Genomic DNA, 23913 nt, shown 5'->3' on the forward strand with positions numbered 1-23913 from the left:
AAGTAGCATCCATTGAAGAAATAGTCTAATTTTGTTACAATTTGAAGAGATGCTTGGATACCTATCCTAAGAAAAGAAATACAAAAGGAATTAGTATGATTACACGTGAATTTGATACCATCGCTGCTATCTCTACTCCACTAGGTGAAGGAGCCATTGGTATTGTCCGCCTGAGCGGAACAGATAGCTTTGCCATTGCGCAAAAGATTTTTAAAGGAAAAGACTTGAGCAAGGTTGCAAGCCATACCCTCAACTACGGTCACATTATTGACCCGCAGACAGGGAAGGTCATGGACGAAGTTATGGTTGGAGCTATGAAGTCTCCAAAGACCTTCACTCGTGAGGATATTATCGAGATTAACACTCACGGTGGGATTGCGGTGACCAATGAGATTCTCCAACTAGCTATCCGTGAAGGAGCTCGGTTGGCAGAACCTGGTGAATTTACCAAACGCGCCTTTCTAAACGGTCGTGTGGACTTGACACAGGCCGAGGCAGTGATGGACATCATCCGTGCCAAGACAGACAAGGCCATGAATATTGCAGTCAAACAATTGGACGGTTCTCTTTCTGACCTCATTAATAATACTCGCCAAGAAATCCTCAATACACTTGCCCAAGTTGAGGTCAATATTGACTATCCTGAGTATGATGATGTTGAGGAAGCTACTACTGCTGTTGTCCGCGAGAAGACTATGGAGTTTGAGCAATTGCTAACCAATCTCCTTAGAACAGCTCGTCGTGGTAAAATCCTTCGTGAGGGAATTTCAACTGCCATTATCGGCCGTCCCAACGTTGGGAAATCCAGTCTTCTCAACAATCTCCTGCGTGAAGATAAGGCCATCGTAACAGACATCGCTGGTACGACACGAGATGTTATCGAAGAATACGTCAACATTAACGGGGTTCCTCTCAAATTGATTGATACTGCAGGTATTCGTGAAACAGATGACATCGTGGAACAAATCGGTGTCGAGCGTTCTAGAAAAGCCCTCAAGGAAGCTGACTTGGTACTACTAGTACTAAATGCCAGCGAACCACTAACAGCACAAGACAGACAACTTTTAGACATCAGTCAAGATACCAACCGCATTATTCTACTTAATAAAACGGATCTTCCTGAAGCGATTGAAACTTCAGAACTCCCTGAAGATCTCATCCGTATTTCAGTTCTTAAAAATCAAAACATTGATAAAATCGAAGAGCGTATTAACGACCTCTTCTTTGAAAATGATGGTTTGGTTGAGCAAGATGCTACTTACTTGTCAAATGCCCGTCATATTTCCTTGATTGAAAAGGCCGTTGAAAGCTTACAAGCTGTTAATGAAGGGCTGGAACTGGGGATGCCAGTTGATTTGCTTCAAGTTGACTTGACTCGTACTTGGGAAATTCTTGGAGAAATCACAGGTGATGCAGCTCCTGATGAACTCATTACCCAACTCTTTAGCCAATTCTGTTTAGGAAAATAAGAAAAATCCATGATCGTTCTTGCGGTCATGGATTTTATTGTCTTTATTAGTAATCTGGTCTTAAGACACCTGTTACAGTTGCCTTAGTTGCTTCGTAGTCACCATCTACGACAACTTTGATGATGCGTTTGGCATCTTCTTCTGGTGCTGGAACAAGAGGTAGACGAGTTGGCCCCGCTTCAAATCCCATGTAGTTCAAAACTGCCTTAACTGGAGCAGGACTTGGATAAGAGAAGAGGGCATTGACCTTAGGAATGAATTTACGCTGAATAGCTGCAGCTTTCTTCATATCGCTTTCTGCAATGGCAGTGAACATCTCGTGCATCTCATCTCCATTTGTATGGGAGGCAACAGAAATAACCCCATCCGCACCAAGGTTCATGGCATGGAAGGCATCTCCATCTTCACCTGTATAAATCAAGAATTCTTCTGGCTTGTGCTCAATCAAGTAAGCCATATTTGCCAAGCTGGTACATTCTTTGACACCAATGATATTTGGATGGTCAGCCAAACGAAGCATGGTTTCTGGAGTTAATTCCACTACTACACGCCCTGGAATGTTATAGATGATAATAGGCAAGTCAGAAGCATCTGCAATAGCTTTAAAGTGCTGATACATGCCTTCTTGTGAAGGTTTGTTGTAGTATGGTACGATTGCAAGTCCAGCAGCGAAACCGCCAAATTCTGCGACTTCTTTGACAAACTCAATCGAGTCACGCGTATCATTGGTACCTACACCCGCAATCAAAGGAACACGTCCATTAACAATCTTTTGTACAGCCGCAAAGAGTTCCAACTCCTCATCGTGGGTCAAAGTTGGACTCTCAGCAGTCGTTCCAGCTAGAAGAATTGCATCTGTGTGATGGGCCAATAAATGCTCAATCAAGGCTGGAATAGCATCAAAGTTGATGGAACCATCCTCATGGAAAGGGGTAATAAAGGCCGTGATGATTTTACACTCTTTTAAATCTTGATAAGACATGAGAAACACCTCTCTATTTCAAAGAAGGAGTTCATCTGAACTCCTAAACGATATGACTATTTTAATTCAAATTTCAACTCAGCTGTTGGACGAACCAATCCACGTTCGTGAAGCGTTTCTGCAATCTGAACTGAGTTCCAGGCAGCACCTTTGAGAAGGTTATCTGAAACAACCCACATATGGATTCCTTTTTCAGCATCTAAGTCTTTACGGATACGACCAACAAAGGTATCACGTGAACCAACTGCATTGATGGCTTGCGGATAGATTTGATGCGCTACGTCATCCTCAAGAACTGCACCTGGAAAGGCTGCGATAGCTGCTTTCACTTCTTCGATTGGGGCCACTTCTTTTGTTTCGATATAAACTGACTCAGAGTGAGCTGATAAGACTGGAATACGAACACATGTTGCAGACACTGCGATGCTATCATCTTCCATGATTTTCTTCGTTTCCTTAGTCATCTTCATCTCTTCGTAAGTGTAATCATTGTCAGTGAAGACATCGATTTGTGGAAGAGCGTTAAAGGCGATAGGATAGTGTTTCTTATCACCGCCTGAAGGCAAGATTTCCGCATGCAAATCACGTGGATTCACATCGTCATTCAAGACTTCACGAAGTTCACGTTGTGTTTCAAGGATCGCTCCCATACCAGCACCAGAGACTGCTTGGTATGTTGAAACGATGATACGGTCCAAGCCCCATTTTTGACGAACAGGCTCAAGAGCCACCATCATTTGGATTGTTGAACAGTTAGGGCAAGCAATAATCCCGTTGTGGGCATCAAGTGCGTGAGCATTGACTTCCGGCACAACCAATGGTACATCTGGATTTTGACGGAAATAAGATGTGTTATCTACTACTACCGCTCCAGCTTGAACTGCGTATGGTGCATACTTAGCTGATGTCGAACCACCTGCTGAGAAGAGTGCAATATCAACACCCTCAAAAGCGGTCTCAGTCGTTTCTTCAATCGTAATATCTTGGTCTTTAAATTTCAAAGTCTTGCCTGCTGAACGTGCAGAAGCAAGGTAACGAATTTTATCGATTGGAAGTGTTGATTCTTCCAACATTTTTATCATCTGAGCTCCGACAGCACCTGTCGCGCCGACTACAGCAACTGTATATCCCATAAATAACCTCTTTCGGAATTTTCTAAAAATTTCTATAATAGATGTATTATACTACTTTTTCCAGAAATTGAAAAGCATTTTTGGGTTATATTTTCTGAAAATTAAAAATCCCTAGTCATTGACCAGGGACTAAGAGGCATCTTCATGTGATGAGCAGGTTCACACAACTCATCAAGGTCCGCTCCTGCGTTATGACCTCCTTATGCTCAATAGCAGTCCGAAGACTGCCTATCGACTCATCGCATCTACTATTCTACTAGATAGAGTCACTTTTGTCAACAGCCAAAACTCTTTGCTTCATTTATACAGGTGCATAAGAAATATCTTTGAAAAATTTGGGGCAGACATAACAAAAACCCTTGTAAATAAGAGTTTTTGTATCTATTTAATGCTAATTGCCGGGATTGAACCGGCGACCTCATCCTTACCATGGATGCGCTCTGCCAACTGAGCTAAATCAGCTTACCTAAAAAGTATACTATAGTTCTATGTTCTTGTCAAGCGCTCTCTTTTAATTTTATGGAATGAAAAAAGCTAGATTTAGCAAGAATCTAGCTTATAAACTTCTTATTTTGTTAGATCGATTCGCTGTCCCAATTTACCAATCAAAATCGCTCCCACTATAAGTGATGCAAACTCACCAATTCCAGTAGAGAACCATGTGAAGAAGAAGGGAGCTTCTGTCAAGATATGGAGTTCAGCTGCAATGGTAATCATTGAAATGGAGAAGAGGATTGAAAAGAAGAAATGATCTTTTCGAATCAATCCGTTAAAGAGGTAATCTTTGCTGTATTTTGCAAAGAGCCATACACCTAGACTAAGGAAAACTAGGGTAGAACCTCCACCGACAAAGACATCTATTAGGCCAAAACTACCAAATAAATTAGCAATCATACATCCAATTGTCACACCGAAAATGTATTTAGGGTTGTAAAATGCCAAGAAATTCAGCATTTCTGAAATACGGAACTGATACACACCAAAACTAAGAACATTGATTGGTGGCGTAATAGTCAAAACTACATAGATCGCAGCAACGATAGCGATGTCTGCCATGTCACGAACAGTTAATTTTTTCATGTTTTCTCCTTTAGCGGTTTCCCGCGTAAAATATGCTTGGTGAAAGAAGCTAAGCACCAAGGGTTGATTGAATCAACCTTACCAGTATAGCACAATATATGACTTTATGCTATACTAAAATCATGAAAAAACTAATAAGAGCTTTCTTTGATAACGAGATTCTCTCCTACCTATTTTTCGGTGGTGCTACGACTTTGATTTCTATTGTATCACGTTTGGTTATTTACCATATCAGCCACCAGGAAATCCTCGCAACTGCCCTCGCAAATATTATCGGGATTCTCTTTGCCTTTCTCACAAATGATACAATCGTCTTTAAACAAGAGAGAAGGAATTGGCCAACCCGCCTGGCTAAGTTTTTCTTAGCTCGTCTTTCTACTCTTGGTCTTGACGTTCTTTTAACTTATATCTTTGTTACAACTTTCCCTGATATTATTGGCCAGTTTGTCGAATTTAATATAGATAGGGTTAATACGATTGAAACTATTCTAGCACAAATCTTGATCATCATTTTAAACTATATTTTCAGCAAAATCTATATTTTTAAAGGGAACAACTGACCACTTTGAGAGTTCAAGTTGCTTTTTGTCACAATTTAGGATATAATAAATTAGAAAATTAGGAAAGGAATTTATGAAAATGTTAAAGGATCTTAAAGAATTCTTGCTTCGTGGTAATGTCGTTGACCTCGCTGTCGGTGTGATCATTGCCTCTGCATTTGGTGCTATCGTTACTTCATTTGTTAACGATATCATCACTCCACTTCTATTGAACCCAGCTTTGGAAGCTGCGAAAGTACAAAACATCGCTGAGCTTGCATGGAATGGTGTTACATATGGTAAATTCTTGAGTGCTATTATCAACTTTCTCGTTGTGGGTACAGTTCTCTTCTTCGTTATCAAAGGTATTGAAAAAGCTCAAAGCCTTCGTAAGAAAGAGGAAGTGGTTGAGGAAGCACCTGCTGCTCCAACTGAACTTGAAGTTCTTCAAGAAATCAAAGCTCTTCTTGAGAAAAAATAAAACAGATAAAGGATCTAGCTTAAAGCTAAATCCTTTTTTCTTTACTCTTTTGGTAACTTCCCAGCCTTTTCGAGCATTTTCTTAATTAAGTACGGCATCTTCACATTTTCACGACCTTTTTTCTCAATGAGTTTTTTGACAAATTCTGGCATCTGAAGGTCGTCTGTCTCCTCCATGATGTCCTTGGTAGTTGCCGAAGGAGCTAACTCATCAAAAGTTTCTTCTTCTGGGAGAAAAGCTTTAAATTCTTTGTCTTCATTGGCTCTTACAGTAGCAACTAAAGCGTCAATTAAACGGCTATCCGTATTGGGCATAGGTGGACGATGGTAGGTGACACCTAATTCTTGACACAACTCATAACATTCTACATCGTTGTCAAACAAGACTTCGATGTGCTCACTGATAAAACTAATCGGGACAAAAATATAATGCTCGGGATGTTGCTTTTGTTCTCGTAAATATTCTAAAACATCTGGCTTGATCCAAGGGATTCCAATATCGCTTTCGCTCTGCCAAGTATTGGTATAGTGGTCTGTCATTAGGCCGAGTTGTTCAGCAATTAGCTTGCTATTATCGAAAATCTGATCGATATATGGATCTCCATAGTCTAAGGCAAAAATGGGAACACTGTGTGCTGAAAAGATTACCTTGAAAGATTCTTCTCCCACCTGGTCTTGTAAAATTTTCCTAATCTCATCTGTCCAAAAGTCCAACAAAGCCTGTTGTTGATACCAGTCCTTAATGACTAAAAATCGGATCTGCTGGCTTTCCAGAAACTTTTCATACCCCATGACTGAGTAAAAAGAATAATGAGGTTCCAAAATCAAGCAGATACATTCTTCAACACCATCAGCTTCCATCTGCTTGATCACGTCTGGGATAAAGGGACGAGAAAATTTGTTGGCAAAGTAGATACCGTACTCCTCGCCTAAACGTTCCTTGACTAAATCAACCTCCTCACGTGTAATCCGCTGCAAGGGCGTCCCACCGATAAGGACGTAGTTGTCATAGAGGGTCTGAATTTCGTGATCTTGGGGTCTGACTCCACGACGAATGTTTGTAAAAAATTCTGCTACTCCTTCAAAACTAATCTCCTCTGGAGATCCAAAGGTCATCATTAATATTGCTTTTTTCATGTTATCATCCTTATGTTATTATTTTCACTATCTATTCTATCATGAAAGAAAAAAATAGTAAACGCTTCCGACGTCTACTATTTCTTTTGTTCTTTTGTTTTTCTATCTCGTCTTATGATTAGGATGATAACGACAAGGAGTAAAATGACGATAATCAGGAGAAGAAAGGCAAGGATATAAATCCAATGCGTTGGTATACCTTGGTCAAAATAGCGTGTTCCTAATGCTTCCCCACTTTTATACTGGGAGGCTTTTACTGGTGCATCCGTTATTTTAGCTAAGAGGATATGCCGTCCGTTGGTAATATTAAGGAAACAGGTGCTTAATAAAACAATCTTGTCCGTTGAAGTCAGCGAAACATCTCGCTTGTACTTGGCTTTACTTAGCAGATATTGATAGTAAGCCTGGTGTTCCTCATCGTTGGAACTCAAAGTTCGGTAAATCTCCGTGTCATAGGCATCCACTTCTAAAATCCCAAATATCTCAAGACCACGTTCACGACCATTGTAGTATATAGAACCATAGCGATGCTTTTCAAAAAAATCTTGATCCGCAAATTTTTGAATCTCCCCAAACATAGCACCAGAAGCCATGGAGTGACCATAAATGATGGTGTTAAAGTCCGTAAAATTTGGGTTAAAACGATAGTCTAGGAATATAGAACCTGACACAGTATAATCGCCAAAAGCATTGCGGTCAAGGTATTTGACATTGTCCTGACTCTGCAAGAGGGGATAGTCTACCTTGGTCCCATCAAGGCTAATCCAACCACAAACATCCTTGTTGAGGTGCTGCAATGTTTCAAAGCCCGTACTGCTGGCATCCTTTTCAATGGGATTATAATGATCGTAGTCGCTCGCAAGAGCTCTATCAGCTGTAAAAAGACAGAAAAAAACTAGAAAGAGGGATAGAATGACCATTATGGTCTTGTGACTCGTACTTGTTTCCATATTTCCTTCTTTCTCCTTTCTAGCCTTGAAAATAAAAGAGCAAGAGAGGCTGTCCCTTTCTCTTTTATTGGTAGTTTAGTCAGTAATAGTATCTGCTCCTTCTTTATTTGCTTCTCTTCTACGACGCAAGATCAAGTAGAGGATGATGAGCAAGAAGATTAACAGCAAGAGCAAGATAAATAAGATGATATACCATATCCACAAAGGAATCGATGAGAGAAATCGTCCGAGCGACGAATCATCAAAGACGCTGTAAGGAAATGGTTTTGATTTTTTCGTATGGAAGGTGTTCTTTGGAACTGTATCCGTAATCTTGGCAACTACGATATGTCTCCCATTTGTTACGTCTAGGAAACAGGTACTGAGAAGAATGATATGGTCATTTGGCCCCAGTGTAATGTCTCGTTTGTGGATGGCAACCGAGAGTAAGTGATCGATATATTCTTGGCGCCGATCATCCCCATTAATACCTGGATCGTAGATGTTAAAGTCATAGGCGTCTACCTCGAGCATCTCAAAGATCTCAAGACCTTTTTCAACACCATTATAGTAAATACTGCCGTAGCGATGCTGGTCAAAAAATTCCTTATCAGAAAACTTTGCTACATCTCCAAACATAACCCCATTTTCTACATGGTGACCGTAGATGATGGTATTAAAGTCTTCGAACTTGGATTCATTTCGAGCCTCAAGGAAAATAGCCCCTGTAGCTGCAAATTCTCCCTTGGAATCCTTGTTCAGGTATTTTTCATTGTCCTTGGCTTGAACTAAGGGATAGTCGATATTGGTGCCATAGACATTGATCCAACCGAGAACCTCTGGATTGACTTGCTGTAGCTTGTGAAAGCCAGAAAAACTAGCAAGCTCATCCTTCTCACTGGTACTAACAGGTCTATAGGCCTCATACTCACTTGATGAAGCCTGAGAATAAACCTGATTGGCATCCCAGAGGGCGTAGAAACCAAATAGAAAGACTAAGGCTGCCAAGAGGAGCAAGATATGATTCATCAATGCATCTACAGCAAGTACCAGACGCCTAGACAAACTCCTTTTTGGTTTCTCACGCTTGATTTTCATCGGTCAAACCACTTGCTTAAGCTTGTCTGCGTTTTTTAGACAAAACAACAAATCCAGCCAAACCAAGACCAATCATCAAGATGAAAGGAAGGTTGTCAATCAAGAGACCAGTAGGGGTAACGTCTGGTAAGCTATTTGTGATAGTGTTATCGTTTGGTTTTTCACCAATAAGGATACTATCTTGAGTGAAATTTGTAGAAACTGTACCAGCTTGATTTTTTGATGCTCCGTTCTCCTTATATGCAGCTGAAGCTGTGTAACCTTGAGATCCAGTTTCAACCAATTTATAACGAGTACCAGCAGGAATTGTGTCAAACACTAAAGATTGATCGTGACGTAGTGTTATAGTCGTTTCTTGACCATAGACAAATGTTTTTGAGGTTTCACCGATTTTACCAGTGATTGATTGTGAAGTTTCTGTAGATGCTTTTGTGAAAGTAAGCTTGAAAGTAAAATCTTTTGATTTATCTGCAGTAGCACCTGACACAACTTTTTTAATTACTAAAGATTTAGCATTTGGGTCAACTTTTGAAACATTTGGTTTATTAGGGTTTGGTTCATTTGGATCTGTAATTTTACCAGCATTTTTACGATAGATGTTAGTGAAAAGATCATATTTGTAAGTAGTTCCACTTTCAGATGGTTTTACTTTTCCATTCACACTTGGGGATACTTGTTTAAAATACACAGAAGAAATATATGTTCCTCCTGTAGTTTTGTTCTTAACAATAACGTGCATTTCATAGTTGCGATTATCATATGTCATAAAATCAATAGGTGAACCATTTTTTTGAATAACATTCCAACCAACATTTTGTTTTTCAGCAACAGTATAGACATATTCACCAGCATGTGTATAGTTCACTTCTCTAAAAATATCGCCGGTTTCTTTCTTAATGTTAGTTTGGCCAGTTGCTAAAACGTCTGTTCCAGAATAAGATACATTTTTATCTGTAATTTGACCATTAGAAGAATCAATCGTTTCATAAGGTGCACCATTTGATGATGTACCAGTTTTAGGGGTGAAAGTAAATGTAAAAGTTGCTTCAGGTGTTGTAATTCCTTCCGCAATATTCAACACCTTATTAATAGAAACTTTTGCACTTGTTTCACCAGTTGCTTTGGCAGTTGCCACATCATTATCATCCGCAAATGTTGGCACTCCTCTAAAGACCGACAAGGCGGTTACAGCTGCAATACTTGCAGTAACTAATTTTTTCAAAAATGTTTTTTTCATGATTATTCCTTTTATTTTTAAATTTCTTTTTTCATAAACTGTCATCAAAAGCCCCGTCGCCTTAGGACTGTTACCACCTTGCCATGGGTATCCTGTATAGGAATGGTTCCAAAAGCACGACTATCTACAGCCGTTGTTCGATTGTCTCCGAGGACAAAGAGTTGTCCTGCTGGGACTTTCATTGGGAAGGTAGCCCCTTCCTTATAGAGCAGCGTTTCTTTGTAGATATCCTGCTCTTGTTGAGGAGAACCGTTGATGATGAGACCATTTTCGTTTATATCGATCGTACTTCCTTCGGTTGCAATGACACGCGCCACTCTTTCCTTACCCTTATAACTATAGACGAGCAGATCACCAATCGAATAACGTTTATCCAACCTATAGTAGACAACCAAGTCGCCATCTTTTAAGGCTGGCTTCATGCCATCGTCATTGTATCTCAATAGTCCAAAGACAAAAAAGTAAAGGGTGGCCAGTACAAACCCAACCATCAGAAGCTTACTGACTAAGTAGAGGATATCTCCCCATACACTCGGCGGAGACTTATCCCGATTGACTTGTGTTACTGTTTTCTTATGTTTCTTTTTAAGTAGCATTATTTTCTCCTATGTACCACTAGATATCCGAGTAGGATTGTAAAGAAGATTCCCCCTAGAGGAAGGATTATTCCTAACATGAGTGTACTGCTGAGGAAGTCAACTCCGGTTTCAGGCACGCTATTCTTATTATTCGTGACTGTCGCGGACTTGTCTCCATCCAGCTTGCCTTCTTGATTTTCATAAGATACCTGATATCCACTAGAAGAGTTTGATTCCTCTTCTACGGTATAGTGACTATTGAGTGGAAGTCCATCAATTTTTATGGTTTGATCTTTGTTGAGATCAATAGACACTCGACCATTCGTAAATTGCAGAGGGGTTCTTTTATTATTTACCGTTGCAGTATAGGTTCCATTCAGTGGACTATTCTGAGCATCCCTAATGTTAATGGTAATCTTGAAGGATTTTAATAGGTTGGCAAATACACCCGTAACCTTTTTTGTAACTGATAAACTTGGAAGCTTGTGATTCGTGACAATACTGGTTTCGTCTTTATTCAGATCGCCCTCTTGATTCTCATATGTAACGTGGTAACCATTCGTTGATGCCGCTTCTTCTTCAACCTTGTAATGGGTTCCTCGAGGAAGATAGCTTAGAATACCTTTCCAACGTTTTCGTTTTTCGACACGGATCTCCGCTTCTCCATTCACAACAGTTATCTCGCCAAAAGTTCCATTCAATGGCGTAGAATTAGGAGAGGTTAGTTTTACCTTAATCCTAAACTCTTTGTTCAAGTTACTTTCAGCTTCCAACACTTTCTTAATCGTCAGACTTGGCAATTGTTTATAGATTACCTTGAAGGATGGTTTAGTTTCTGTACCAACATTTTTTATTTCTTTGGTAAAGGCTGGGACGTCCGGTGCAATTAAATCGTATTGATATCCTTTGGCAACTTTTTCAAAGTTCCTCGTTTCATTAAAGATATTTGTTCTAACATTTACATTAGTCTTTCGATAGTCTTGATTATCAGGACCTCCGTTCTTGTTCTTTTGAACCAGTTTCAGTTCAACATTACTCGGTTGATCAGCTGTAATAACAGTTCTCGCACCCGTCACACCTTGCCATTCAACTTCCACTGGTACCGTTAATGGATCTGAAGGCTTAAAGGTTGGGTTGTCAGAGTATTCTTTGGTCTTGGTTTGAGAGGTGCCTATTCCATAGGAATAGGTGACACTGGCACCTTTATTGGAGTAGAGTTTATTGACATCAGAACCTTCAGCATCACCAGCCTCTAGTTTTTTATCACCAGCAATGGCATCCAAAGCATCTTGACTAGATGTAACTTTAAATTTTAGTACATATCTAGCGCCATCTTCCAAGGAATAATTAGGAGAAAAATTAGCTGTAACCTCCACTAAACCTTCTGAACTTGTCTTGGTTTCAAAAGTTACTTGCTCGTTGCTTAATGTTTCACTGCTACCATCTTTCTCTTTAACGACACGAAACTCTGACGATCCGTTTGGTAATAGCTGGACATACTTAGAAAGAACATCCTTGATGGTCACGTGGTGGATTCCCAGTGGCAGAATCTTATCAGTAATATCTTTGAAACTGTCTTGTAACTGGTCTTCATCATTTGCAGAGAATATTTCATTTGGAATGGAGGCATTATGTTGCCTCATATAATATTGCAGACTGGTAATACTGTCGACATTGTTTGAATAACGAAATTTAATCGAATAGAAACCATCAAGTGTTGGAGCCAAGCTATATGATAGACTATTTAGATTATTATTTAATCTATCCCAAAACCACTGGGGAGCTGTTTCGATATTAGGATCTTCGTTATTGTAGTTATATATAGTGTAACCATTGGCATCGTAGACCATATTCGCAAAGCCATCTGAAAGCAAAATAACGACTTTCTTAGCATTAGATCTTGCACTTCCCATTAACTGGTTGGCCAAGGTTAATCCAGCCCCAATATTGGTCCCGGTACCAATACCTGACTCAGTACCAATGGAATTACCTCCTGCAATACTCATGTTGTATACCGCTGTTTTAGCAGCACGAGCATTGTTACTCCATCCTAAAATCGTGTTAGCATCATCCCATGGTGAAACGCCATCATAGTATTTTGTCATCCGTTCATAGGGCCAGTATGGTCTAAAAAGTCTCCATTTATTTCCATCCCAATACTGATCATTCTTTTTATTGTCAATTTTCCCACCAAATCCTACCATAGATAAACGGTTATTAGAATTGGATAGAATGGTATCAATTAAGCCCTTACGACCATTTGTTCCTTTTAGAGTATTTTTCAATGCGTCAATCCGACTGATCGTCCGTCCATCAAAAGATTGGACATCCTGATTCTGCATACTTCCTGAGAGGTCTGCTACTAAAACAACATCCAAGGGATCCGTTTGGGTCTCCGTTCCCAGTTTGGACGTGATATCCAATGACAACTCATACTTGTCATCCTGTCCTGATATCGGAGTAATTGTTTTATGAAGGGTTGTCTGAGGTTCTGTAGTAGAATCAGCATTTAACAGACTTATCGGAGCACACAAAAAGAGAATAGCTAACAGTGTAACTAAACGGCGTGCAATAATTTGAACTTTCTTAAAATCGAAGCGAATGTTCATTTTATTCTCCTTAACTAGAATGTACTAATATTGTTACTATATCAATCTAGGACATTTACAAGATAATTGTACAATAAAGTTCACGCAGTGTCAATTAATATGATTAATTTTATATTATGTTAATTAATAAAAGAGTATGATTCTTCTTTGTCTTTCAAACTATTCTATGGTAAAATGAAAAAAGAATAAAAAAATCTCATAAAATATCAATGCATATATTTTATTCTAGAATATCCAAAATTTCATTTGAAAGTCTATTGAATTTGAATTATTATATTTTTTCAAAATTCATGAAATTTTCAGAATAAGGTTTTTCCGAAGTTTGCATTCTATTTTATGATTGTTAAAGGAGTTTTTATGACTTATCCGAACCTTTTAGATCGTTTCTTGACCTACGTTAAGGTCAATACGCGTTCTGATGAACACTCTACTACTACTCCAAGTACGCAAAGCCAGGTAGATTTTGCGACCAATGTTCTTATTCCTGAAATGAAACGTGTCGGTCTGCAAAACGTCTACTACCTTCCAAATGGTTTTGCTATTGGTACCTTACCAGCTAATGATCCCAGCCTTACACGCAAGATTGGCTTCATCTCCCACATGGATACTGCTGATTTTAATGCTGAGGGAGTTAATCCGCAAGTCATTGAAAATTACGATGGTGGAGTTATCGACTTGGGTGATTCTGGATTTAAACTCGATCCTGCTGATTTCAAGAGCCTTGAGAAATATCCAGGCCAAACGCTTATCACAACTGATGGCACGACCTTGCTGGGTGCTGATGACAAGTCAGGGATTGCTGAAATTATGACTGCTATTGAATATCTGACTGCTCATCCCGAAATCAAACACTGTGAGATTCGAGTTGGTTTTGGACCAGATGAAGAAATCGGTGTTGGAGCTAACAAATTTGATGCTGAAGACTTTAACGTTGACTTTGCCTATACTGTTGATGGTGGTCCGCTAGGTGAGCTTCAGTATGAAACTTTCTCAGCAGCTGCTGCTGAGCTTCATTTCCAAGGGCGCAATGTTCACCCTGGTACTGCTAAAGGACAGATGGTCAATGCCCTTCAGCTAGCGATTGATTTTCATAATCAACTTCCAGAGAATGACCGACCTGAATTGACAGATGGTTATCAAGGTTTCTATCATCTTATGGATGTGACAGGTAGTGTCGAGGAGGCGCGTGCAAGCTACATCATCCGTGACTTTGAAAAAGATGCCTTTGAAGCTCGTAAAGCAGCTATGCAAGCCATCGCTGACAAGATGAATCAAGAGCTTGGGAATGATCGCGTTAGCTTGACTCTGACAGACCAGTACTACAATATGAAAGAAGTCATCGAGAAAGACATGACACCCGTTACCATTGCTAAAGCTGTTATGGAAGATTTAGGGATCGCGCCAATTATCGAACCGATTCGTGGTGGAACAGATGGGTCTAAGATTTCCTTTATGGGGATCCCAACTCCTAATATCTTTGCTGGTGGTGAAAACATGCATGGACGTTTTGAATACGTCAGTCTTCAGACCATGGAGCGTGCGGTGGATACCATCATTGGTATTGTAGCTTATAAAGACTAAAAAAGACGAGGTAGCTCAGCTACTTCGTCTTTCTTTTTATTCGTTTGGTTGAGTACTTGGCTCAGACTCACTTTGTGCTTGTTTTTCATTTGATTGAGAAGCATTTGTTTCACTGCCTTTCTCAGACTTAGATTGGCTGTCAGTTTCACTTGCTTTTGAACGAAGTTCTTGGTTCAAGCTAATAATCTCTTTAGCTAGAGTGAGGAGACCTTCTTTATCACTACTTTTAGCTGCGAGTTGATCAAATAGAGCATCAACACGTTCAAAGTCAGCATCGGATCCTTTGTTATCCTCTAAGTACTTGTGAAGAGAGAGCAAGACATTATATAGTTTTTGATAGATGATCACCGTTTGTGGATCTTTTTCTGCTTCTTTTTCCTCTCGTTGGATAGTCGCTGCAATACGATTTAAAAGATCCTCAAGTTGTGTTTTAGCTTCGTCAAGGTCTGCATTTTCCTTTTCAGCAGCCGCTTTGATATTAGCTGCTTCTTCAGCTAGGGATTGTTTGACACCATCTTCCTTGACACGCGCTAGAAGTTGAACGACTTTGGATAGGAGAGCATCCACTTCTTCCTTCTTGACCTTGCTAACCCGCTCTTCTGGCATAAAATCACCGTAGAGTTCTTTTAGGAATTCATAGATAGCTGTCTTAGCAGTTTGACTATCTACTTTTTCCGTATCTAGAATAGTCTTACCAACTTTTGTAGAAACGGGTTCTTCTTTGAGAGCTTCTTCTACTTCTAACTTAGTTTGGTAAATAGTTGGGAATAACTTGTTCAAGTCGGTTGCTTTGAGGAAAGATTGTGACTGGTAAAGTTCCCATGTCAACTTGGCAACACGGTTCCGAAGTTCTTCTCTCAAACGACCATCAGACACATGTTCGTAGAAGTACTTGATGTACTCTACTGTTGTAACCCCTGTCCGATCTCGGAAATCTTGCAAGGCCTGCAGTTTCGCTTCAATGACAGCCAACTCTGTCTCATCCTGTGCTAGTTTTGCTTCCTGCAAATGTACCAAAAGATCTTTCTTAGGCAAGCCATAAGTATCTGTATCCAATGTATTGATCTTATCTACTAGAGCTTGGTACTTCTTATCTAAAGGTGAAGTTTCAACCGGTGCCACATTTTGGTCCACATGGATATACTGTTTATTAAAGAGATCCAATGCTGCTAGGTATCCAGCAGTTGAGTTTGTTGCCAATTTTTTCATATTTTCGGTGAACTGCCCCAAAGCAAGTTCAACCCGTCTCTGCATGATTGGCTGGTCTTTGTAGAGACTTCTGCTATCTGCTAAAAGTTGATCCACCTTAGATAGAACTGTTTGTTCATCAAATGCTCCAGGTTGATAGGTCGATTGTAGGGCCGGAATCTTATTTTTCAAAGCTACTTCATAGCCATTTGTCTGAACCTTAATGTAGTGATTGTGATCACCGTGAGGAATCACAAAGCTACCATTCTCTACTTGCAAACTATAAGGAGACACCCCATCACGTAGGGCAGTCGTATAAAGTTCATTTAGGAAATCCAGTTCTGGATTTCCAGTTTGGAGAGGAATACGAACATGTTCTTTTCGAACAGCATAAGGATGGATATGGGTTGGATCATAGGCTTGATCCGGATTTCCAAAGACAAAGAAGCCGTTTGAAATACGAATCGCTTCGAGCGGAACCCCGTAGGTCTGTGAGATATACTTGATTTTTTCTTCATCGCTAGCATCTCTTGAGAAACTTTCCACAGTCTTTGCAAGTGGTTGAACGTGCTGAGACTGATGATTTTCTTTCAAGTGATCTTGGGCAGCTTTGATTTGGGCTGCAGTCAAGTCCTTCTTAAAGAAATAATGAGCGTGATCTCCATGAGAAACTACAAAACCTTGCTCATCTTCACTAATAACACGGTCAGCTGCAAAACCATGATCATGTTCTTCACCGTGGTGGTGGTCATGCTCCTCTCCATCATGGTCATGGTCTTCATGGTTGGTATCCTGACTTCCATGGTCACCGTCTTGGTCATGATGATGATCTGGTTGAGCTGGATGTTCTGCTGGTTTGCTTGGATTTTCCAAAGGTGTTGGCTTCCCACTGTCGCTAGATAAAGGAATCATACGTGCAATCTTTTCTTCCAAGGCAGAAAGTTTTGTATATGGGATGAAATGATAGTGATTTCCGTGTGGAATCGCTACGCCACTTGGTGTTCTGCTCGAAATCTTAGCAGGGTCAAAAATCAAGCCATCTGATTCAGCATAACGTTGACTACTTGGAAGAGCATAGAGTTGCTGCAATAGACTTTGAAGACTCTCAGCTTGATTACTTGGTGTTTCAGCCTGTTGACTTGGGTTGGTAGTTTGACCAGTTGCGTTTGGACTAGGACGATAGTCCGTCACAGTCGGTTGTTTTCTAGTTCCAGAAAGGTAAGCTTGAGCAGCAGCTAATTCGCTAGCAGACAAGGAACTCTTTGGAATGTAGTGGTAATGTCCACCATGAGGAACGATATAAGCATCACCAGTATCCTCTATAATATCAGATGGATTAAAGATGTAGCCATCGTCGGTAGTATAACGGCCTTGTGATCGCGCAAGTGTCACTGCACTGTTAGAAGTTGGTGCATCGTGAGTATGACCTTGTTTTTGGCGTTCAATTTCGTCCTTCGTACGAATATTATCAGCATGAGCCGCATCTTTAAGGTAGACATAATACTTACCATCAACCTTGATAATGTAGCCACCTTTGATTTCATTGACAATATCAGCGTCTTTCAGTTGATAATTGGCATCTTTCATCAACAGTTCTTCGCTGAAAATCGCGTCAAAAGGAACTTTACCATTGTAATAATGGAAATGATCACCATGTGAAGTCACATAACCTTGATCGGTGATTTTCACGACAATTTGTTCAGCCTGAATATCTTCTTTTTTGCTAACTTGATCTGGTGTCTGGGTCTCTGTTTTTTGAGAATCTTGCTTCCCATCGACATAAGACACACGGTTATTATCTTTGTTTCCTTCTACCTGGTGTTGGTTCAATGCATAGATGCAAAGGCTTAGGGAAAGGACAAGAGCCGATCCTGCTGCAAGGTATTTCTTCTTCATTTTCATCATCTCCTCATTTTAATTCTTCTGCAAGAACATTCATGTTTTCTTCTAGATTTTCTAAGTAAGTTTTGTCATTTTCAGGATCTGCTTCTAAAGGATTGAGTGTCTTTAGGCTAACTCCTGTTGATTTGACCAAGGTCTCAGCGACTTTAGAAGAAGCATTGCTCTCAGTAAAGATGGTTTTAACCTTATAGGTCTTAACGAATTCCTGAATTTCTGTTAGTTGTCTCGGACTTGGTTCTTGTTCAGGGGAAATCCCTGCTATACCAAGTTGTTTCAAACCAAAGCGTTTAGCGAGATAAGAAAAGGCTGTGTGTTGTGTAACAAAGGTCTTTTGACTCGCTTTTTCAAAAATAGGCTGGTACTTCTTAGTCAATTCTTGGGCTTTAGCGATAAAGTTTTTAGCATTCTTTTGATACGTTTCCTTATTAGAACTATCAATCTCCGAAAGTTTGTCAGCGATAATCTGAGCTTCTTCACCTGCTTTTTCTGGATCTAACCAAGTGTGAGGGTCGTAGAGTGTTTTTTCATCAATACCGTCACCAGCTTCTACATCTTCTAAACCTGGAACACGCTCCAAGGTCATTCCTTCAGAAGCTTCTAAAACCTTAACTTTTGAGTTTTTCAAGTTAGGATCTAGACTTCCAGCCCAAGATTCGAGCGTATGAGAGTGGTAGACAAAGACATCTGCGTCATAGATAGCAGCAATGTCATTTGCTGAAGGTTCAAAGGAGTGAATTCCACTACTTGACTGAATCATCCGTACATCATTCAAGTCCCCAGATACCTCTTTGACCATGGCATAGATTGGGTAAAAACTTGTTACAATCTTCATCCCTTTTGCTTCTTGTTTTTCTTTTTGGCTACATGCTCCTAAGACAAGAACCAACAGACCTGCCACTAATAATAGAAATGTTCTTTTTTTCATTGTTACTCCTTAACTAGTACTTAACCATTTAATTAACTAGTAAATAGTTTATCTTTATTTACACTATATGTCAAGATATTTTTCACATTTTCATGAAAAAAATGAGAACTAGAACTCACATTCTGCTCTCATTTTCGATTTTATCTTTTCTAGATCTCCTATCCTGTTTTTAGGATCTAGAAAATGCTCCTACCTTTACTTGCTCTCCTTTAATAAAGCCAACAACTTTTCAGCATCAGCCATAATGGTATTGTTATCCTGAGCACCAAATAGCAGGTTATTTTTTAAGCCAGTGAGAGTTTCTTTGGCATTGGACTTGATAATGGGGTCTTGGATCTTTGCAAGTAGCTCTTCAGCCTCTCTCAACTTCGCTTCAACCTTTTCAGTCTCGACCTGAGGTTCTTCTGGTTCCTCTGGTGATTCTTCTTCCGGCTCCTCAGTTGGTTTTGGAGATTCTGGTTTCTCACTTTGAGGCTTCTCTTCGCGTGGCTTTTCTTCCTCAGGTTTGTCTGTCCGAGGTTTCTCCTCTGATGGTTTTTCCGTTTGATTGGTATCAGCTTGACCATTTTGGTTTCTTTGAACATGGTCACTTGCATTGCCCCAACCACTATCTGAATGCGGACGTTCGTTTGGATGTTCGACATAGTACTTGACAGTCGCAAAGAGATCTTCTAGACTATACCCCTTAGGTGCCTCATAAAGTCCTTCGTCAAACCACTCAAATTTGATGTTATGGTAATGATCATAATGAGGAATGATTAAACTACCATTTTTAACTTCCACGGTATGTTGGAGATTGTAAGGCATACGATCAAGCGGCACCTTCTTAGCTGCTTTCACGCGGTTGTAGATAGCTTCTGCTCCTTTAGCCTCCGTATTTCCTGGATTCTGATGGTCTGTTGAAGGAGGAGTCAAACCTTTCTCTTTAGCATAAACCTGGGCTGCCGCTCTTTCGGCTTCAGACAAACTATCTTTTTTAATCCAATGGCTATGGGTCATATGTGGAGTTACATAGGCATCCCCCTCATCACTAGTGATATCACGAGGATCAAAGATATAGCCATCTTCTGTTGTATACTTGCCTGCCAACTTAGCTACCTGAATCTCATCATTAGTGTAGGCAATTTGCGCATTTGGTTTTCCTAAACGTTCTGGATGACGAATCGGTGCTAAAAAGGCCAAGATATCATCCACCAACTTGATTTTATCACTTGAGGCATCATTGAGACGTTCCAACAGTTTATCCAAAGTGTCAAATTCAGCTTGACGCCCTTTATTAGCAAGTAAGTCTTGATGAATTCTTGCTAGCAAGTCATAAGCCTTATTGTAAAATCCTTGATCACTAGATGGGAGGTTGGTTTTCTTAGCTCCTAGCTTATGAGCTAAACTTTCTTGCTTAGCTAGTTTACTATCAATGGCTGCAGCAGTTTCTGCTGAAAGTTCCTTGGCAGGAATATAACGAGATGTTCCATTTTCCTCAAATACATAACCATCAGCTACTTTTCGAATCACCTGTTTGACCAATTTTTCGTCAATTGGATTGCTTGGAGATGGTTGAGGATTTGGTGCAGGTTGTGGGCTTGGACTAGGTTCCGGAGTCGGTTGTGGACTTGGTTGTTCTGGTCTTGAATCTGGCACCCTATGGTTCGAACGATAGCGAAGTGGGATGATGCGAGCGATTCGTTCTTCCAATTCAGACATCTGTGAATAAGGGATGAAATGGTAATGGTTCCCATGAGGCACAGCAACTCCTCTAGCTGTTCGACTTGTAATCTGTGCTGGGTCGAAGACAAGACCATCAGATTCTACGTGTCGTTGGCTGAGCGGCAAGGCGTAAAGTTGTTTCAGAAGGCTATCAATATCCTCATCACTCTGACTTGCTTGGTTATCGTCGCTACTGTTGTTAGCTGTGTTCGTGTTCGTATAGCTGTTGCCTTGATTATTATAGGATGGAGTCCATCTATCTACATCGCTGCTAGCACTGTTGTTATTGGTACGGCGATAAGTAGGCGTATTTGATTGGCCACTTCTACCAGATAGAAAGGCTTCTGCTGCAGCCAATTCGCTGGCTGATAACTCGCTCTTGGGAATGTAATGGTAATGGTCGCCATGAGGAACGATATAAGCATCACCAGTATCTTCAATGATATCGGATGCATTAAAGATGTAACCATCATCTGTGGTGTAGCGTCCCTGTGAACGTGCCAAGGCTACCGCACCATCGTTTGCTGAAGTCCCTCTTTCACGATGCTGACTATGTTCTTGTTTTTGCCGATTGATTTCTTCTTTCGTACGGACATTATCCGCATGTGCAGTGTCCTTAAGGTAAACATAGTATTTTCCATCTACCTTGATAACATAACCGCCCTTGATTTCACTGACAATATCCTCGTCCTTGAGCTGGTAGTTTGGATCCTTCATCAGCAACTCTTCACTGATGATGGCATCATAAGGAACCTTGCCATTGTAATAATGATAGTGGTCACCATGTGAAGTGACATAGCCTTGGTCTGTTATCTTGATGACGATTTGCTCGGCATTGATGCCTTCTTTCTTGCTAACCTCATCAGGAGTCAGATTCTCCGTTTTTTGCGCAGTTTGTTTACCATCAACGTAAGACACACGGTTATTTTCCTTGACCGTTCTGGCTTGATACAGTCCCAACTCGTAAGAGCAAACACTTAAAATTAAAGCTGCCGCAGAACCAGCAAGGTATTTTTTATTAATTTTCATCGAAACTCTCTTTCTTTTTTAATATTTTTATTTGCAATTCATTTCTAAATTGCAGAAACTCCTCTCTATTAATTAACTGGTTAATAGTTTACTCCTAAATTTGCAACTTGTCAAGAATTTTATGAACCAGTTAAGTATTTTTTTATTCTTCACCGCTACTTTCTCTAGAATGGACTTTATATAAAAAAGATTTTCTTGAAAATTCTTTAAAAAAGCCCCTGCAACTGAGTTGCAAGGACTTTTCGATTAATCAAAATTAACGTATTCTTTTTGAAGTTCAAGGACTTCTTCCATTGTTGAGCATTCTGTAAGGGCACGGTTTGCGTACTCTTCCATCTTAGCTGTATCCAATTTCTTCATCAAGCTACGCGTACGAAGTACAGATGTTGCTGACATAGAGAACTCATCCAAGCCCATTCCGACAAGAAGTGGAACAGCTTGTTGATCACCAGCCATCTCACCACACATTCCAGCCCATTTCCCTTCAGCGTGAGCTGCTTTGATCACATTGTTGATCAAGCGTAGGATTGATGGGTTGTATGGTTGGTAAAGGTATGAAACTTGTTCGTTCATACGGTCTGCTGCCATTGTGTATTGGATCAAGTCGTTTGTACCAATTGAGAAGAAGTCAACTTCTTTAGCAAATTGATCTGCAAGCATGGCTGCTGCTGGGATTTCGATCATGATACCAACTTGGATATTATCCGCAACTGCAACACCTTCAGCAAGAAGGTTTGCTTTTTCTTCGTCAAAGACTGCTTTCGCTGCACGGAATTCTTTCAAGAGCGCAACCATTGGGAACATGATACGCAATTGACCGTGAACAGACGCACGAAGAAGGGCACGGATTTGTGTGCGGAACATAGCATCTCCAGTCTCAGAGATAGAGATACGAAGGGCACGGAATCCAAGGAATGGGTTCATTTCGTGAGGCATATCGAAGTAAGGAAGTTCCTTATCTCCACCAATGTCCATTGTACGAACAACAACAGGTTTACCGTTCATTCCTTCAAGTACAGCTTTGTAGGCTTCGTATTGCTCGTCTTCTGTTGGGAAGTCTTGAGAATCCATGTACAAGAACTCTGTACGGTAAAGACCAACAGCTTCAGCACCGTTGTCATTGACACCTTCAACGTCTTTTGGAGTACCGATGTTGGCAGCCAATTCAAAGTGTTTACCATCAGCAGTTACTGTTTGAGCATCTTTCAAAAGTGCCCATTCAGCTTTCTGCTTCGCATAAGCTTCACCAGCAGCCTTGAATTCTGCCGCTTGCTCATCAGTTGGGTTGATAATCACTTCACCAGTGATACCGTTAACAGCAAGGATATCGCCATCTTTTACGATGTCAGTGATATTATTTGTTCCCAAAACAGCCGCAATTTCAAGTGTACGTGCCATAATCGCTGAGTGACTTGTACGTCCACCGATGTTGGTTACAAAAGCTTTTACAAAGTTCTTATCCAACTGAGCTGTATCAGAAGGAGTTAAGTCGTGAGCAATCACAATTACTTCTTCATTAATAGAAGCTGGGTTTGGCAATTTTTTACCAAGAAGGTTTGCCAATACACGTTTTGTTACGTCGCGGATATCCGCTGCGCGTTCTTGCATGTATGGGTTGTCTTCCATGCCTTCAAAGATAGTGATAAACATGTCTGTTACTTCTTTCAGACCTGCTTCTGCATTCACTTTCTTCGCACGGATTGTTTCCTTGATTTGGCTGATCATTTCTGGGTCAGCAAGAACCATTAAGTGAGCGTCAAAAACTTGAGCTGCTTCTTCACCGAGCGTACCTACTGCTTTCTCGCGAATAACAGAAAGCTCGTCTTGTGATGCCTGTAGAGCGGCATCAAGGCGAGCTTCTTCTGCGTTTGTATCTTCGACTGTAATAGTCTCAAATGACAAATCCGGTTGAACGAGTAGATATGCTTTTGCAACTGCAACACCGTCAGATGCTGCGATTCCTTTAAGCATTTCTGTCATTTTCCTTATGCCAATCCTTCTTTTTCCATAGTTTCAGTGATAGCAGCGATTGCGTCGTCAGCATCTGCACCTTCAGCTGAAATTGTAACGTCAGCACCTTGGCCAACACCAAGACTCATAACACCCATGATAGATTTAAGGTTTACTGATTTACCTTTGTATTCAAGAGTGATATCTGAAGCAAATTTGCTAGCTGTTTGAACCAACAATGTTGCTGGACGTGCGTGAATACCTGTTTCTGCCACTACGTGGAAATCTTTAGAAGCCATAGTTTGACTCTCCTTTAGTTATTTCTTTTTTGGATTATATGTGATAACCCTTACAAGACTGTAT

18 protein-coding genes, 1 tRNA gene and 1 riboswitch are annotated in these 23913 nt (G+C 40.3%); of the genes, 4 read left to right on the forward strand and 15 right to left on the reverse strand.

Annotated features, from left to right (window positions below):
• The first annotated feature begins 95 nt into the window (after positions 1 to 95).
• A complete protein-coding gene (gene mnmE, locus NYE79_RS05535; protein WP_000632734.1) occupies positions 96 to 1469 on the forward strand; it encodes a tRNA uridine-5-carboxymethylaminomethyl(34) synthesis GTPase MnmE in 1374 nt (457 codons plus the stop codon).
• Positions 1470 to 1515: 46 nt separating this feature from the next.
• On the opposite strand, the gene dapA is transcribed toward mnmE, so the two are convergent.
• From dapA to NYE79_RS05555, 4 genes are all read right to left on the reverse strand, one after another.
• Complete coding sequence (gene dapA, locus NYE79_RS05540; protein ID WP_000121598.1) at positions 1516 to 2451, reverse strand: 4-hydroxy-tetrahydrodipicolinate synthase; 936 nt, start codon at positions 2449 to 2451, stop codon at positions 1516 to 1518.
• Between the two features lie 56 nt (positions 2452 to 2507).
• Positions 2508 to 3584 (reverse strand): aspartate-semialdehyde dehydrogenase, encoded by a 1077-nt coding sequence (locus NYE79_RS05545; protein WP_339293595.1) that lies wholly within the window; start codon positions 3582 to 3584, stop codon positions 2508 to 2510.
• A gap of 389 nt (positions 3585 to 3973) precedes the next feature.
• Positions 3974 to 4046 (reverse strand) — tRNA-Thr (locus NYE79_RS05550).
• A gap of 105 nt (positions 4047 to 4151) precedes the next feature.
• Positions 4152 to 4664: a QueT transporter family protein gene (locus NYE79_RS05555; RefSeq protein ID WP_339293596.1), complete on the reverse strand. Its 513-nt coding sequence runs from the start codon at positions 4662 to 4664 to the stop codon at positions 4152 to 4154.
• Positions 4662 to 4758: riboswitch (PreQ1 riboswitch) on the reverse strand. Its footprint overlaps the gene before it by 3 nt.
• Before the next feature lie 28 nt (positions 4759 to 4786).
• Here NYE79_RS05555 and NYE79_RS05560 point away from each other — a divergent pair.
• Together NYE79_RS05560 and mscL are read left to right on the forward strand one after the other, a co-directional pair.
• Positions 4787 to 5224 carry a GtrA family protein gene (locus NYE79_RS05560; protein WP_125398061.1) on the forward strand — a complete coding sequence of 146 codons (438 nt, stop codon included), beginning with the start codon at positions 4787 to 4789 and terminating at the stop codon, positions 5222 to 5224.
• A gap of 79 nt (positions 5225 to 5303) precedes the next feature.
• Positions 5304 to 5684 carry a large conductance mechanosensitive channel protein MscL gene (gene mscL / locus NYE79_RS05565; protein ID WP_339293864.1) on the forward strand — a complete coding sequence of 127 codons (381 nt, stop codon included), beginning with the start codon at positions 5304 to 5306 and terminating at the stop codon, positions 5682 to 5684.
• A gap of 41 nt (positions 5685 to 5725) precedes the next feature.
• Here mscL and hemH read toward each other — a convergent pair whose 3' ends face one another.
• From hemH to pitA, 6 genes are all read right to left on the reverse strand, one after another.
• Positions 5726 to 6820 carry a ferrochelatase gene (hemH, locus tag NYE79_RS05570; protein ID WP_339293597.1) on the reverse strand — a complete coding sequence of 365 codons (1095 nt, stop codon included), beginning with the start codon at positions 6818 to 6820 and terminating at the stop codon, positions 5726 to 5728.
• Between the two features lie 77 nt (positions 6821 to 6897).
• Complete coding sequence (gene srtB / locus NYE79_RS05575; protein ID WP_339293598.1) at positions 6898 to 7770, reverse strand: class B sortase; 873 nt, start codon at positions 7768 to 7770, stop codon at positions 6898 to 6900.
• A gap of 75 nt (positions 7771 to 7845) precedes the next feature.
• Complete coding sequence (srtB, locus tag NYE79_RS05580) at positions 7846 to 8847, reverse strand: class B sortase (protein ID WP_339293599.1); 1002 nt, start codon at positions 8845 to 8847, stop codon at positions 7846 to 7848.
• Positions 8848 to 8863: 16 nt separating this feature from the next.
• Positions 8864 to 10129: an FctA domain-containing protein gene (locus NYE79_RS05585; RefSeq protein WP_285835000.1), complete on the reverse strand. Its 1266-nt coding sequence runs from the start codon at positions 10127 to 10129 to the stop codon at positions 8864 to 8866.
• Entirely contained in the window at positions 10129 to 10680 is a 552-nt protein-coding gene (gene sipA / locus NYE79_RS05590) for a PI-2 pilus system signal peptidase SipA (protein WP_000924790.1), read from the reverse strand. The genes NYE79_RS05585 and sipA overlap by 1 nt, the downstream gene beginning before the upstream one ends.
• Positions 10680 to 13271, reverse strand: coding sequence for a PI-2 pilus tip adhesin PitA (gene pitA / locus NYE79_RS05595; RefSeq protein ID WP_339293600.1), 2592 nt, complete (start codon positions 13269 to 13271; stop codon positions 10680 to 10682). Before pitA ends, sipA begins: the two co-directional genes overlap by 1 nt.
• A gap of 357 nt (positions 13272 to 13628) precedes the next feature.
• On the opposite strand from pitA, the gene pepT reads away from it, so the two are divergent.
• Positions 13629 to 14852 (forward strand): peptidase T, encoded by a 1224-nt coding sequence (gene pepT / locus NYE79_RS05600; protein WP_000222029.1) that lies wholly within the window; start codon positions 13629 to 13631, stop codon positions 14850 to 14852.
• 36 nt (positions 14853 to 14888) lie between these two features.
• Here the strand turns inward: pepT and NYE79_RS05605 are convergent, their stop codons facing one another.
• The 5 genes from NYE79_RS05605 to NYE79_RS05625 all read right to left on the reverse strand — a co-directional run bounded on the left by NYE79_RS05605 (position 14889) and on the right by NYE79_RS05625 (position 23849).
• Positions 14889 to 17936: a pneumococcal-type histidine triad protein gene (locus NYE79_RS05605; RefSeq protein WP_339293602.1), complete on the reverse strand. Its 3048-nt coding sequence runs from the start codon at positions 17934 to 17936 to the stop codon at positions 14889 to 14891.
• Positions 17937 to 17949: 13 nt separating this feature from the next.
• Positions 17950 to 18867 carry a zinc ABC transporter substrate-binding protein gene (locus tag NYE79_RS05610; protein ID WP_125389289.1) on the reverse strand — a complete coding sequence of 306 codons (918 nt, stop codon included), beginning with the start codon at positions 18865 to 18867 and terminating at the stop codon, positions 17950 to 17952.
• A 195-nt stretch (positions 18868 to 19062) separates the two neighbouring features.
• The gene (locus NYE79_RS05615) at positions 19063 to 21600 is read right to left on the reverse strand and encodes a pneumococcal-type histidine triad protein (RefSeq protein WP_339293603.1); all 2538 of its coding nucleotides are present in this window, start codon (positions 21598 to 21600) and stop codon (positions 19063 to 19065) included.
• A 246-nt stretch (positions 21601 to 21846) separates the two neighbouring features.
• Positions 21847 to 23580 (reverse strand): phosphoenolpyruvate--protein phosphotransferase, encoded by a 1734-nt coding sequence (ptsP, locus tag NYE79_RS05620; RefSeq protein WP_216733857.1) that lies wholly within the window; start codon positions 23578 to 23580, stop codon positions 21847 to 21849.
• Positions 23581 to 23585: 5 nt separating this feature from the next.
• Positions 23586 to 23849: a phosphocarrier protein HPr gene (locus NYE79_RS05625; RefSeq protein WP_000146948.1), complete on the reverse strand. Its 264-nt coding sequence runs from the start codon at positions 23847 to 23849 to the stop codon at positions 23586 to 23588.
• Between the last annotated feature and the right edge of the window lie 64 nt (positions 23850 to 23913).

Origin of the sequence: Streptococcus sp. FSL W8-0197, from assembly GCF_037963785.1 — a bacterium.
Classification (GTDB): Bacteria; Bacillota; Bacilli; order Lactobacillales; family Streptococcaceae; genus Streptococcus; species Streptococcus oralis_CQ.